The organism is Cellvibrio sp. UBA7671 (assembly GCA_002483145.1).
Classification (GTDB): Bacteria; Pseudomonadota; Gammaproteobacteria; order Pseudomonadales; family Cellvibrionaceae; genus Cellvibrio; species Cellvibrio fibrivorans.
Map to the genome: position 1 here is coordinate 211,478 of DLHJ01000016.1, position 13,891 is coordinate 225,368.

General features: G+C 52.9%; 14 protein-coding genes. 6 read left to right on the forward strand and 8 right to left on the reverse strand.

Translation table 11 applies throughout. The annotated features are described in order from the left end of the window. Positions 1-84: 84 nt before the first annotated feature. Complete coding sequence (gene hldE, locus B4E62_RS16725) at positions 85-1,509, forward strand: bifunctional D-glycero-beta-D-manno-heptose-7-phosphate kinase/D-glycero-beta-D-manno-heptose 1-phosphate adenylyltransferase HldE (protein ID WP_310067895.1); 1,425 nt, start codon at positions 85-87, stop codon at positions 1,507-1,509. 89 nt (positions 1,510-1,598) lie between these two features. On the opposite strand, the gene B4E62_RS16730 is transcribed toward hldE, so the two are convergent. From B4E62_RS16730 to B4E62_RS16755, 6 genes are all read right to left on the reverse strand, one after another. Next, on the reverse strand, positions 1,599-2,753 hold the full coding sequence (locus B4E62_RS16730; protein ID WP_331352847.1) for an iron-containing alcohol dehydrogenase: 1,155 nt from the start codon (positions 2,751-2,753) through the stop codon (positions 1,599-1,601). 101 nt (positions 2,754-2,854) lie between these two features. Continuing rightward, positions 2,855-3,196, reverse strand: coding sequence for a Rieske (2Fe-2S) protein (locus B4E62_RS16735; protein WP_331352848.1), 342 nt, complete (start codon positions 3,194-3,196; stop codon positions 2,855-2,857). Further along, a complete protein-coding gene (locus B4E62_RS16740) occupies positions 3,197-4,240 on the reverse strand; it encodes a S1C family serine protease (RefSeq protein WP_331352849.1) in 1,044 nt (347 codons plus the stop codon). 18 nt (positions 4,241-4,258) lie between these two features. Then, positions 4,259-5,134, reverse strand: coding sequence for a protease HtpX (gene htpX, locus B4E62_RS16745; protein ID WP_310069428.1), 876 nt, complete (start codon positions 5,132-5,134; stop codon positions 4,259-4,261). Positions 5,135-5,480: 346 nt separating this feature from the next. Further along, positions 5,481-6,251 (reverse strand): cyclic nucleotide-binding domain-containing protein, encoded by a 771-nt coding sequence (locus B4E62_RS16750; RefSeq protein WP_331352851.1) that lies wholly within the window; start codon positions 6,249-6,251, stop codon positions 5,481-5,483. 144 nt (positions 6,252-6,395) lie between these two features. Continuing rightward, complete coding sequence (locus tag B4E62_RS16755) at positions 6,396-6,689, reverse strand: TfoX/Sxy family protein (protein WP_310067883.1); 294 nt, start codon at positions 6,687-6,689, stop codon at positions 6,396-6,398. A gap of 210 nt (positions 6,690-6,899) precedes the next feature. Here B4E62_RS16755 and B4E62_RS16760 point away from each other — a divergent pair, with 210 nt between their 5' ends. The 4 genes from B4E62_RS16760 to cysE are packed head-to-tail and all read left to right on the forward strand — an operon-like array spanning position 6,900 to position 10,550. Then, positions 6,900-7,580, forward strand: a complete 681-nt coding sequence (locus B4E62_RS16760) for a M15 family metallopeptidase (RefSeq protein ID WP_331352852.1) — start codon at positions 6,900-6,902, stop codon at positions 7,578-7,580. A gap of 21 nt (positions 7,581-7,601) precedes the next feature. Next, complete coding sequence (locus B4E62_RS16765; RefSeq protein ID WP_331352853.1) at positions 7,602-8,987, forward strand: MFS transporter; 1,386 nt, start codon at positions 7,602-7,604, stop codon at positions 8,985-8,987. Between the two features lie 34 nt (positions 8,988-9,021). After that, positions 9,022-9,726 carry an HAD family phosphatase gene (locus tag B4E62_RS16770; protein WP_331352854.1) on the forward strand — a complete coding sequence of 235 codons (705 nt, stop codon included), beginning with the start codon at positions 9,022-9,024 and terminating at the stop codon, positions 9,724-9,726. Positions 9,727-9,737: 11 nt separating this feature from the next. Then, positions 9,738-10,550 (forward strand): serine O-acetyltransferase, encoded by an 813-nt coding sequence (gene cysE, locus B4E62_RS16775; protein ID WP_331352855.1) that lies wholly within the window; start codon positions 9,738-9,740, stop codon positions 10,548-10,550. 6 nt (positions 10,551-10,556) lie between these two features. Here cysE and B4E62_RS16780 read toward each other — a convergent pair whose 3' ends face one another. Beyond that, entirely contained in the window at positions 10,557-10,826 is a 270-nt protein-coding gene (locus B4E62_RS16780; protein WP_310067869.1) for a hypothetical protein, read from the reverse strand. A gap of 199 nt (positions 10,827-11,025) precedes the next feature. On the opposite strand from B4E62_RS16780, the gene B4E62_RS16785 reads away from it, so the two are divergent. Continuing rightward, positions 11,026-11,796 carry a hypothetical protein gene (locus B4E62_RS16785; protein ID WP_331352856.1) on the forward strand — a complete coding sequence of 257 codons (771 nt, stop codon included), beginning with the start codon at positions 11,026-11,028 and terminating at the stop codon, positions 11,794-11,796. Positions 11,797-11,878: 82 nt separating this feature from the next. On the opposite strand, the gene B4E62_RS16790 is transcribed toward B4E62_RS16785, so the two are convergent. Further along, positions 11,879-13,825, reverse strand: coding sequence for a carbohydrate-binding protein (locus B4E62_RS16790; protein ID WP_331352857.1), 1,947 nt, complete (start codon positions 13,823-13,825; stop codon positions 11,879-11,881). Positions 13,826-13,891: the final 66 nt, after the last annotated feature.

The window sequence follows — 13,891 nt, forward strand, 5'->3', positions numbered from 1 at the left end:
CCAGGGATCTGATACGCGAGTAACGGCAGTAATTGATTATGTTGGGGAAGTGGTATTAATGGATTACAACTATGGGAGTTACTTATGCATCTGACAATGCCCTACTTTGAGCGCGCGCACATACTGGTCGTTGGCGACCTTATGCTGGATCGCTATTGGCATGGCACGAGTTCGCGCATATCGCCCGAAGCACCGGTGCCAGTGGTTAAGGTCAACCAAACGGAAGATCGCCCTGGTGGTGCGGGTAACGTTGCCCTGAACATGGCAGCCTTGGGCTGCGGTGTTTCGCTGATTGGGATTGTCGGCGATGATGAAGCTGGGCAGATCCTTCATAGCCGTTTACGCGCAGCCAAGATCCATACGAATTTCCAGATTTCGACAACCAAACCGACCATCACAAAACTGCGGGTAGTCAGTCGCCACCAACAATTGCTGCGCATGGATTTTGAAGAAAAATTCGATGTCTCGGACAGCTGCGAATTTGTGAGCAAGGTGAAAAACCTGATTAACCGCACTGATGCACTGGTGCTATCCGACTATGCCAAAGGCAGTCTGCTCGATTGCCAATCCCTGATTCGTATGGCGCGCGATGCTGGAGTGCCGGTATTGGTTGATCCCAAAGGCAATGATTTTTCTCGCTACCGTGGCGCTACTATGCTGACGCCCAATTTCCTTGAGTTTGAAGCGGTGGTGGGTAAGTGCACGAGCGAACAGGATATGGTGGACAAGGGTGAAGCACTGATGCAGGAATTGGATCTGCAGGCGCTGTTGGTCACTCGTGGTGAACAGGGTATGACGCTTTTGCGACATCACCAAACAGAGCTGCATTTGCCCGCGCGTGCACGCGAAGTGTTTGATGTGACGGGTGCGGGCGATACGGTTATCGCCACTCTTGCTGCTGTTATTGCCTCTGGCCAAACCTTACCGGAGGCCACAGCATTGGCCAATTTGGCAGCGGGAATAGTGGTAGGCAAAATGGGCACAGCAACGGTGAGTGCACCGGAGCTGCGCCGCGCTATTATTGCTGAGCAGGGGGCCGAGCGCGGCGTAGTGACTGAAGAGCAGCTGCTGCTGGCGTTGGAAGATGCCCGTGCCAGCGGCGAGCGCATCGTGTTTACCAACGGCTGTTTTGACATTATCCATGCGGGGCATGTGGGCTATCTGGAAGAGGCGCGCAAGCAGGGTGATCGGCTGGTATTAGCTGTGAATTCCGATGCATCCATCCGTCGCCTGAAAGGCTCTGGTCGCCCCATCAACCCGCTCGACCGCCGTATGGCTGTGCTTGCCGGGCTTGAAGCGGTGGATTGGGTAGTGCCTTTTGATGAAGATACCCCTGAACGTTTGCTCCGCCGCGTCAAACCGGATGTGCTGGTAAAAGGCGGCGACTACAGCGAGGATCAAGTCATCGGCAACCAAATCGTGAAGGCTTACAACGGCTCTGTCAAAGTGCTTAGCTTTTACGACAACTGTTCAACTACCTCAATCGTGAATAAAATTTTGCGCCAATAACCCCTTTGAATAGCTTTTAAAAAGCCCCGCCAACAAATTAGTTGGCGGGGCTTTTTTATGCACGGCCTTTAGTTGCGCGTGCGCCTACTTTAAGCCGCTAGTTCCAGGATTTCACGCGAGACCTCAGGGGTAATCACACCGTGCTCACCCAGCGCCAGCAGCTCATGTTTAACCAGCATATCCACCAGTTTTGGAATGGAATCGCGGCCGACACCGTATCCGCTCAGGGTTGTCGGGGTGCCCATCTGCTCAAAGAAGTTTTTGGTTGCGGCTATGGCCGCATCGATCAGTGCGTCTTCATCGGCGTGGTTAAGGTTCCATACGCGGCGGCCGTATTGGAGCAGCTTCGCACGTTTTTTGTCGCGCTGGTGTTGCATCACGGCGGGTAAAACGACGGCGAGGGTTTGGGCGTGATCTAACCCATGCATGGCGGTAAGTTCATGGCCAATCATATGGGTTGCCCAATCTTGCGGAACGCCAACACCGATTAAACCGTTCAACGCCATAGTCGCCGCCCACATGACATTGGCGCGCACCGCGTAGTTGGTTGGCTCTTTCAACGAGCGGGGGCCTTCTTCGATCAGTGTCATTAACAGGCCTTCAGCAAAACGGTCCTGGACTTTGGCATCCACAGGATAAGTCAGGTATTGCTCCATGATATGCACAAAGGCATCGACCGCACCGTTGGCGATTTGGCGCGGCGGGAGGCTATAGGTCGTGGTTGGGTCGAGGATGGCAAATTGCGGATAGACCAGCGGGCTACCAAAGGAAAGCTTTTCCTGGGTCGCGGCCTTGGTAATCACCGAGTTGCCGTTGCTTTCGGTACCGGTGGCGGGCAGGGTCAGTACGCAGCCGATTGGCAAGGCGCTGAAGAAGGGTTGGTGTTTGGCCATAATATCCCATGGCTCGCCGTTGAAATTGACCGCTGCAGCAATCAACTTGGTGCCGTCAATCACACTACCGCCACCAACGGGCAAGAGAAAGTCGATCTTCTCTTTTTTAACCAGCTCCACTGCTTTCATAAGGGTTTCATAGTGGGGATTGGGTTCTATGCCGCTGAACTCGAACCAGGTTTTACCTTCCAGCGCTTTAACGACCTGATCGTAGACGCCGTTCTTTTTGATTGAGCCGCCGCCATAAGTGACCAGTATGCGGGCACCTGCGGGGACGAGGTTGGCGATCTCTTTGATTTGGCCCTCACCAAATACAATCTTGGTGGGGTTGGAAAAAGTGAAATTTTGCATGAGCTATTCTCCGTGGATAATCTTGTCTATTAGTCGACAGCGGCTAGTGGGAGATGACTTTACTGGCCAGTGTGGATGAACTCGATCGGGTTTACGCAAATTTACGACGTGCAAATGAATATGTCGCCTGCGTCGATATTGAACTCAATGGGGATAAGTGAGCGCCCGCTACAGGGGCCAGCGACACATTTGCCCGTTTTAATCAGAAACAGTGCGCCATGGTTGGCGCACTGGATCATGCTGCCACTACTGTCGAGGAATTGGTCTTCCACCCATTCGAGCGGAATACCGATATGCGGGCAGCTGTTTTGGTAAAGGTAAACCTTACCCTGTTGTTTGACAGCAAAGAGCTTGCGTCCCGTCAGATTAAACCCCTTGCTGCCAGCCTCGGGGATGTCAGCAAGGGAGCAAAGGCGTAGCTTATCCGGTAAGTTAGTGTTCACTTACTTGGGTGCTGCAAGGCGAATGGTGCGTGTAAGCAGCTTGCCATCGCGTGCCACACTGACGGTGACTTTTTCACCCGGTTTGTAATTTTCCAAGGCACTGAGTAACTGGTCGTCATTGGCAGTGGGGTAATCGTTGATGGCGACAATGACATCACCCAGGGTGATCTGCCCCCAGTTGTTGCGTTTTGCGCCTTCAAGCCCGGCTTCAGCGGCGGGTGAGTTAGGCTCGACCCGCAAAATAGGCACCCCTTCGATACCTATCTGTTGCGCCCATTGGTCGGGTGCAACGGCAATGCCCAGTACCGGGCGTACCAAGCGACCATGTTCAATCAGCTCGGGTACAACTTCTTTTACTGTGTTGACCGGAATCGCAAAACCTATGCCGGCGCTAGCACCGCTTGGGCTGTAAATCATAGTGTTGACGCCAATTAACTTGCCCTCGGAGTTGAGCAATGGGCCACCGGAGTTACCGGGGTTGATTGCGGCATCTGTCTGGATAACATTGGTAATCTTGCGTTGGTTGGGGGAGATAATTTCGCGCCCCAGTGCACTCACCACACCCGTGGTAAGTGTTGCATCCAGACCAAACGGATTACCTATCGCCAGCACTTTGCGGCCAACGCGCAAATCGCCTGAATCGCCTAATGGCAGGGCATTTAGCTTGGCTTTTTTGCCGTCGATTTTGAGCACTGCCAGATCACGTTCTGGCGCCAACCCCACTACCTCTGCAGGCCAATTGGATTGGTCTTGCAGGGTGATGGTAATTTGCCGCGCGCCCTCTACTACGTGGTAATTGGTGACAATGTAACCCTTATCGTTCCATACAAAGCCGGTGCCTGAGCCGCGCGGCACAGTCACCAGATCAAAGGAGTAGGGATCGCGGGCGAGTTGTTGGTTTGTAACGAACACCACACTGGGGCGTGCAGCTTCAAACACCTCAACACTATTGCGTTCGTCATCGGTTGAAAAGGCCTGGACGCTAGCGCTTAGGGCGCTGGCGCCAGTCATACACATCAATACTAACCAGCGCCAGAGTCTCATAACCAGTCTCCGTGCCGATTAAGCGTTATCACGCAGGGCTTGGATACGGGCTTCCAATGGGGGATGGCTGGCAAACAGATTACGTACGCCGCCGCTGATACCAAAGGCACGCATGCTGCTTGGCAAGGGGCTTTCTACGCCAGCATTTGATTCGGCCTGCAGGCGTTGCAGGGCGCGGATCATGGCACCGCGGTCAGCGAGTGTGGCACCTGCATGGTCGGCGCGGTATTCGCGATAGCGTGAGAAAGCGGCGACTATCATAGAGGCCAAAATTCCCAGTACTACTTCTGCAACCATAGTGGCGATCATAAAACCAAAGCCACGACCACTTTCATTCTTGAGCAGGACGCGGTCGACAAAGTCGCCGATGATACGCGCGAAGAACATCACGAAGGTATTTACTACGCCCTGGATCAAACTCAGGGTTATCATATCGCCATTGGCAACGTGGCCGATTTCGTGCGCGAGTACCGCTTCCACTTCATCGCGTTCAAAACGTTGCAGCAAACCCAGGCTCACCGCAACCAGTGCCGCATTGCGGTTCCAGCCAGTGGCGAAGGCGTTGGATTCCTGTGCAGCAAACACACCAATTTCCGGAGTTTTGATACCGGCTTTTTGCGACAGCTTGGTCACAGTATCTACCAGCCATTGTTCGTCGGCATTTCGTGGCTGCTCAATTAGCTGTACGCCCATGCTGCGTTTGGCCATCCACTTGGACAGGAACAGGGAAATAAAGGAGCCGACAAAACCGAACACGGCACAGAACACCAGCATGCTTGATAAATCCAGGCCGTTTGCGGTGCGATAGTTGCCCACGCCGAGCAAGCTCAGCACAACGCCCGCCACCAGCATGACTGCGAGGTTAGTTAACAAAAACAAGCCTATGCGTAACACGATAATATCTCCCATAAAATGATTAATTCGCTGCTTTATACGCAACGTCGGGGGAGTATATGTGTGCGCTGCGAAAGAATTTCAATCATCGCCGCGTTAAGAAAGGAAAAAGTGCAGGACAGGGTGAAAGAGCGCAGAGAAAAGTGGCCGCCACAAGGGCGGCCCAAGCAACCGTGTTAGCCGAGAGACTTTCAGAGAGGAAAGGCCCTAGGGGTGAGAAGAAACCGCAATCGACTTGCAGGGCGACTATTGAATCCTCTCGGCTGCTGCACGGGAGATGTTGTGCAGCAGCGAGTTAACAATAATCGTTCTCATCTGTGTGGTCAAGTGTTTTTGAGAAATATTCTTATTTGGTGGTTGCGGCGGATTTTACTTGTAGTAATTGACTGTTGAGCTGGTTGATTTTGGCCGCCATCTCTTCAATCAGGCCCAGGCAGATCTGCGGTTGGTGTTCAATCAAGGCGATGAACTCTTCTTTGCGCACGGCTAATACAGTGCAATCGCTGCTGGCGATTACCGAGGCGATACGCGGTTGGCGCGTAAATACGGCGAGAGCACCGAAGATCTCATTGGCGTGAATGTCACCCACTTTTACCCCGTCGCAGACAGCATCGGCGGCGCCTTCAAGTAATGTGTAAACGCGGTCGGCGACATCACCCTGGTTGATAATTGTCTCGCCCGCGCGAAAATGCAGGAAACCAGCAGACGGTTGGAATTCGCTGCGCAACTCCTGGGTGAGCGCCTGCTCGTAATAGCTGATGGTGCTCAGCAGCAGGTATGCCCAGTTGCGCTGGGATTTAAGATCGCTATTGGCTTGTGCGACCAGTGCGTCGCGTTCATAGGCCAGCAGTGTCACTGGCGCTTTGCAGCTGAATTGCCCTTGGGGGAGATTGAGTGAGCGGGGCAGGCCAAGCAGGTCGCCCTCTTCAAAATGCATGACCAATTTATTGTGCAGGTAATAATCAATCTGGCCTGCGATAACCAGCAGTGCGCGCGTCGGGGGAATATCCTCAAAAATATCGGTGCTTGCAGCTACTGTAAAAGGCTCATCGGCTGGGGCTACTTGTGTGCATAAAAGTTCGGTGAGGCTGCGCAATTTTGCTGCGAGCTCAGACATAAGATCAGACTGTTTTGTTGGAAGATGCATATACCCCTCGGTTACAAAAAAACGCTAGTAAGGCGCTTTTAGTGTAGCCTGTGCCGGGGAAAAAACTGCGCTTAAAACCTCACTCTGATAACCAGATGCGATTTTTGTGCGCGGCTATGCCGTTGCCTGGGAAAAGTTTCCCTGTTCGGGCATTTCGGCTTCACTGACCAACTGGGCTTTCAGGTCGGGGGGAATATCGTTCCAGTGGACATCCATCAGCGCACCTTGCAAGGCGTAGAGCATGACTTTGGAAACATTGATGTCGCGAGCTCGTATACGGCGATAGGCCTCAACAGCGCCAGTGCGTTTGAGGTCGGCGTGGGTGTTGATCCCTATTGCGCGGAGGATGTTTACCGATGCCATTCCAAGATTCTTTAATTGCAATAACTCACTATGACAGGCAGTCATACAGTGCAATCTCCATTTATTATTATCGGGTATTGTGTTTTAAAATTTCCGTTTACATCGCTGCCTTATCTTACATACTTGCATGTCATGTGCAATTGTTTTCTCTCGAATGCTATGCAAATCGTGACAAATGGTGCACTAAACGCAATAAAATGGCGCAATACTTTGCGGAAAATTTCATCTATAAACCCAGCTTGACGGAATTCTTGCATGACTGATTGGACACCTGAACTGTTGCTGGGATTGGATGAGCGCGCGTTAGTGGAGTCTCCCCTACTTGCTTGCCGTGTCCATCGGCAGATGCTCGATCCTTTATTATTTTTAGCAGAGCGTGCTGCCAGTGCTGGGTTTATTTTAAAAGTGGCGAGCAGTTATCGAAGTTTTGATCGGCAGTTGATGATCTGGAATAACAAGGCGCGCGGCCAGCGCCCGGTGTTGAATGATGCGGGTGAGGCCGTCGATATAAATACGTTATCGGAGCGCGATAAAGTTTTTGCGATTTTGCGCTGGTCTGCACTGCCTGGTGCGTCGCGTCATCATTGGGGAACGGATATCGATGTGTACGGTAGCGCGCACATAGATCCCGAATATCAATTGCAATTGACTCTTGCCGAAACGCAGGGTGATGGTCCCTTTGCTGAATTTCATCGCTGGTTGAGTGACGAGTTGGCGCAGGGCAATAGCGATTTTTTTCGCCCCTACGCGCAGGATCGCGGCGGCATAGCGCCTGAGCCATGGCATTTAAGTTATGCGCCGCTGGCGACTGTTTTTTCTCGCCAACTTACACAGGCTTTGTTGCGCGAGCAACTTGAACAAACGGATTTGGAATTGAAGCAAGTTGTGCTCGATAACCTCGATGAAATTTACTCGCGTTTTATTTGTGTCGATTAACAATCAATAAGGAATTATTTTTTGAATCACTCTGAACTGACCCTGCCTGCCTCAAAAAAAGCTGTTCGCTCCTGGATGTTATTTGATTGGGCAGCGCAGCCATTTTTTACCGTTGTTATTACCTTTATTTTTGGTCCCTATTTTGTTTCTCGTCTTGCGAGCGATCCAGTCGTTGGGCAGGCCGCATGGGGTTACACTGTCACCATCGCCGGGCTTGCGATTGCATTGATGGCACCAGTGCTAGGCGCAATTGCTGATGCAACCGGCGCGCGCAAACGCTGGATTGCTTTTTTTGCGGCGCTAAAAATTAGCGCGCTCTTACTGCTCTGGTTTGCTGCGCCAGGTTCTGCGCTATGGTTACCGATGTTGTGTGTCATTGTGGCTATGATTGCTGCGGAATTCTCAATTGTATTTAACGATTCGATGATGCCGCGGTTGATCGCTAAAGAAGATATTGGGCGCATTTCTAATCTCGCCTGGGGTTTGGGTTATCTCGGCGGCCTTGTGGTGTTGTTCAGCGTATTGTTGTTGCTTGCTGGAAATCCAGCCACCGGTAAAACCTTGATTGGAATAACGCCGCTGTTTGGCTTGGATGCGGCGCAAGGCGAAGATGCGCGCATCACCGGGCCATACGCGGCGCTCTGGTATTTCATTTTTATTTTGCCGATGTTTCTCTTTACACCGGATAGCAGCAAAGGTGTGCCACTGAAAACGGCAATTACTGAAAGTATCGGCGAATTAAAAAATACGCTGCGTGAATTAAAACAGCGCGCGGGTTTATTGCGTTTTTTAGTGGCGCGCATGATCTATCAAGATGGTGTTAACGGCCTGCTCGCACTGGGCGGCACTTTTGCTGCAGGCATGTTTGGCTGGCAGACGATTGAGATGGGAATTTACGGCATTTTGTTGCTGTTCGTCGCTATCGGTGGCTGCGCTTATGCAGGGCGATTGGATACGCGCATGGGTTCGAAAAACGTTATTTTGCTCAGTTTATTGTGTTTGATTGTTGCCACTATCGGCATTATTTCTACCGGCCCCGGCTATTCGCTCTTTGGTCTGGTGCAATTTTCTGTTGTGGATTCCGGCGGTTTATTTGCAACGGACGCTGAAAAAGCCTACATCGTTTTTGGTTTATTGATTGGTTTGGCGTTTGGTCCGGTACAGGCATCGTCGCGCTCATTTATGGCGCGCAGTGTCAGTGCCGATGAGGCGGGGCGCTATTTTGGCATCTATGCGCTTGCTGGCCGTGCGACAGCTTTTTTGGCGCCCATGGCGGTGGCGAGTTTAACGCTCTATACCGATTCTGCACGTATTGGTATGGCGGCGTTGGTTGTATTTTTAGTGGGAGGTCTGGCGATTTTATTAAAAGCGCCTTATCCCGCTTCATCATCAAATCAGCCGAGTTGATTTCAGGTTTTATTGCAGAGGTAAAGAGATAAGTATGTTAATTATTTTTGATTGCGACGGTGTATTGGTAGATAGCGAAATTATCTCTGCGCAGGTGACGAGTGATTGCTTAAAAGAAATTGGAGTTGAGTTGAGTGCGGATTATATTCTGGAAACCTATCGCGGAAAATCCGTGGCAGATTGTATCCTCATGATTACGGAAGAATTGTCCAAGCTTGAATCGTGGAAAAATCTGAGCGCTGATGAGCAAGCAGAGCGCGGCGCGCAATTCTGGCGGCATGTGCAATTGCAAACGCTGGTGGTGTGCGAACAAGAATTGGAGCCGGTTGCCGGTGTGATGAATGTCTTGGATAGCTTGAAAGAAAAGCAGATTGCATTTTGTGTTGCCTCCAACGGCAAGCACGAAAAAATGCGCATGACGTTGGCTAAAACCGGGATCATGCCCTATGTGCAAGGGCGCGTATTCAGTTTTGAAGATGTGACGCGCGGTAAACCGGCGCCGGATTTATTTTTATATGCGGCAAAAACATTAAATATCCCTGCAGAACAAGCGATAGTGGTGGAAGATTCCTTGACCGGCATTCAAGCTGCAGTTGCTGCTGGCATGCGCCCGCTTGGTTATTGTCCGCCAAATAAAGATGGTAGTGACAATGTATTATTGCAGCCAATGCGCGCGCTTGGTGCTGAAGTGTTTTTTTCGATGGATGAACTAATCCCGTTAATTTTCAAGAACTCCTAGGCTAGGTAGTTATGCAAATACCAGCACACAATTTCGCCCATGTTGATGTGTGGCAAGAAATCCGCGCTGAGGCGCAGCAGGCGAGTGCCGATGAACCTGTGCTCGCGAGTTTTTATCATGCGAGTATTTTGAACCACGCATCTTTTGCGGCGGCGATCAGTTTCCATCTTGCCAATAAACTGGATAGCCAGGCATTACCGGCGATGATGTTGCGCGAAGTGTTTACCGAGGCGATGCAGGCCGATGCCAACATTGAGCAGGCGATGCGCGCGGATATTCGCGCGCATCGCGAGCGCGATCCAGCGTGTAATAAATTCTGCATGCCGTTTTTATTTTTCAAAGGTTATCATGCGCTGCAATCCTGGCGCATTGCGCATTGGTTGTGGTTGCAAAAGCGCAACGCGCTCGCGCTCTATTTCCAGAACCAGATTTCGCAGGCATTTGATGTGGATATTCATCCGGGCGCGCGTATCGGTGCGGGTATTATGATCGACCACGCCACGGGCGTGGTGATCGGCGAAACCACGGTGATTGAAGACGATGTGTCCATGCTGCACAGCGTCACCCTCGGTGGCAGCGGCTGCGTTAAAACCGATCGCCATCCTAAAATCCGGCGTGGTGTCTTGATTGGGGTAGGGGCAAAAATTTTGGGGAATATTGAAATCGGTGAGGGAGCAAAAATCGGTGCAGGCAGTGTGGTGTTAGACGCAGTTGCACCGCACACTACCGTTGCGGGTGTGCCTGCCAAACCTATCGGCAGGCCGAAGGGGGAGTCTCCGGCGCTCGATATGGATCATCACCTCAATGATGAGGCTGGTGATTAGTAGTAATCAGGCGCTGCGCTGGTCGGGCAAATAACTGGTCTCATCATCGCAGCCATCCAGCAGCCATTTCAGCACTGACTCGCGACTCTTGAGCATAGATTGATAGTGTTCGATGAGCATAGTGTTGGGCCGCGGATGCGCCTGCATAGCATTGATCCGGTCGGTCAAAAATGCGATGTCCTGCTCCACCTTGATGCGTGCATTGCCGTGTGGGCTGAGCGCGCCATCAATCACCAAGCGATTGTCTTGCAGTTTCTTTTGAATAAAAGGCAACATAGTTTCACCACTCCCTCGCAGTTTAGGCATTGAGTATGGTTGGCGGTTGCACCGACTGCCAGTCGCCCGTAAGACTGATTGGTTACATTCTGTGCGCTGTTTATCGCTCTTATTTGATCGCCTGCTGCATAGGGCGGCATTAGGGGCAGTGAGTGCTATCATTCAAGCAGTGCAGTTTTAGCAGCAGGATTTTTGGATTATGAGCGCTCCCGAGTTCGACATTATTTTCCGCGGCGATATCGTCTTCGGCCACCAGTTGGCCGAAGTAAAAGCCAAATTACAACAGCTGTTCAAGGCTGATACGGCCAAGATCGACGCCTTATTTACCGGTCGCCCAGTGCCGCTCAAGCGCAACCTGGATGAGGCAACTGCCAATAAATACCGCGATGCGCTGATCAAAGCGGGCGCGATGGTCGAAGTTTGCTCCAGTGATACCAGCCCTGCCAATGCAGCACCTAAACCGGCTCCAGTCCCGCGTCGTACAGCTGAAGCCATAGTTCCTGCCGCAGCACCGGTGGTCAGCGGTTGGACATTGGCACCGCTCGGTTCCGATCTGCTACCCGCCAAAGAACGCCCTGTGGCGCCTGTGCCGGTGAGTGTGGATATCTCCGGCCTGAGCCTGCGTGCGGCTGAAGGGAATCTGGTCGATGTGAGTGAAGTTCATGAAGAGATCCATGCGCAAGTCATTGCTCCGGATTTGGGCCTGGCTGCCGTCGGTGCCGACCTGATCAGCGCCGATGAAAAGCTGGAGTTGCCCCTGGTCGAAATTGAATTGGAAGATTGGGATATTGCTGAAGCGGGTAGCGATTTGCTGAGCGAAGACGAGCGCCCGATTGTTCTGCCTGCCATAGTGGAAGTGGGCGATTACGGGCTAGCGCCTGCGGGCAGTGATCTCGGCCAGCTAAAGCCCACTGTAAAACCCGTTACACCCGATATCAGTGGTTTGCGGTTGGCTGATTCGGGCAAATAATTCCTACCGCGGGCGCAAGCGTGCCAATAAAAAAAGCGCGTACCCGGTCACCCGGATACGCGCTTTTTTGTTTACAGCGGGATTATTGTGCGGCGACAAGTTTCCAGCGCGCACTCCACCAACCCGGTTGGATGCTGCCTACCTGCAGGCGCCCATATTCGTTGTTGATGTACTGGGTAGGTGCCGCGCGATTTTTGAGGCGGTACTCATTGGCGGTCACTTTTTCCAATTCCCAGTGGCTATTGGTGTCGGTTTTGGCAGCGCTCGCGGCGGTGAGGTTGCCATTGCTGATGGTCAACACCTGATCGGGTTTCCAGCGGTTAACCAGGCGCACAATGTTCGATCCACTCACTGGCTCGAATACCCATTGCGAACTCCAGTAACCGACGGGTACATCGGTTGATTCAGGGTTGCCGTTTTCGATATGGATGTACTGGGTGGTTTGCCACACATTTTGCAGGCGGAAGGTGCCAAGGCTATCGGGCAGTTTGTCCAGCTTGATCCAGTTGAGATTGAAGCTGCCGGTTTTGAGGGCGAGGGCGACAAATTGCTCGCCTGCCGGCAAGCTCACTTCGTGGCTGACGGTAGTCCATTGTTGCCAGCCACCGGAGACAGGCACAGTAACCTGGCCATAAACCGGAGTGCCGCCTTGTTTTTCAAACTGAATCACGCCCTGGGCGTTCAGGCTGGCAACCCGGTAGGACACCTGATAGCGCCCCGCTGCTGGCAGGTTGACCTTGTAGGCCAGCCATTCTCCATTGGCAATCCAGCCAACATTGTGGCCGCCGCCGGTGTCCGTGGTGGCTTGGATATCCACACCATCTTGACGGTAAGCGCCGCCGGTATTGCCGCTGGTGGTGTCGTAGAAGCCGGTGTAGTCCTCGGCTTGCAGGGTGATGCCGGTAGCGGGTGCATCAGGAAATGGCACTTTGTGGGTGCGGTTGGCCGACATCTCTGCCGCACGCTCGCGCCAGAGTCGCGCCATATCACTGCGCTGCGCATCGCCCAGCACATTGCCTTGTTCGTCTTTGATCAGGGGCGATGAGTAGTAGGCTAAATCGTTACCGCATTGGATTGTGCCGCGCCCTTCGCCAAGGGTATGGCCAAAGTTGTAGCCGCTGCCGTCGGGGCAGTGAACCCCGCCCACGTTGTGACCGACTTCATGGCGATAGGCGCCCGGCCAGGGTGCACCTATCACATGGGTGTCTCCGCCCACGCCTGCCCAACCACCGGCGCTGCCCGGTGCGTCAGTAGGCATTTGTACCATGCCTACCAAATCGGGGGCGGTGCGCTCGATATCTGCAGCGAACCAGGTGTTCACATCATCCAATACCGAGGTGACGACACCGGGGTTGTGGGGCGCGGTGCCCGTGCCTACCAAGCGCAGATACACATTCTCGACTTTGCTGTTCTTCAACGCCGTGTTGACTTGCTCTACATAGGATTGGGCAGTGGCCTCCAGATTATTACGCACATATTGGGAGCTGGCTGCAGCCGTTGAGAAGCCGACAAACACGTCAACCACATAGCGGCCGGAAGAGTCCTTCTCACCCAGAATCAGTGGCGCGGCGGTGGGGGCAGCCATTTTGGCGGATTTGGCGCTTCGGGCAGCCTTGGGGTGGTAAATCTCATCCAGCTTGGGCGGAGGGGTGGACTTGCGCCACAGGCGGCTCGCATCGCCGCTGGGGTTAAAGTCAAAGTGGCCTTCCGTGGTTTCCGCAAACGCCGTCAGATCGGCAGTTTTGGGGGTGAGGGTGACGATCAGGTTGCGGTAGTTGGTGTCGGTCACTGCATAGGGGTCGAGCAGGCGGGCAGTAACGATTTCTACCTCGCCACGGGTTTCGCGGTTGGTTACTTCAAAGCGGAGCACGGCTCCGGTTTCCAGCAGTATCTCGCCGCGGTTTTGGGTTTTGAATTTGGTGTACTCCGCGGCGGCTGCCGGAGATGGTGCCGCGGGAGTTTGAGCCAGGGTATTGGCGCCCATCATGATCAAGCTTAGGGCAGACAAGCGAAACAGGGATTTCAACATGTTAGTAGTCCTTCAGTATTTTTAGAGGAATAAAGACGTGAAAAAAAGGGGGCTTGCGCCCCCCTA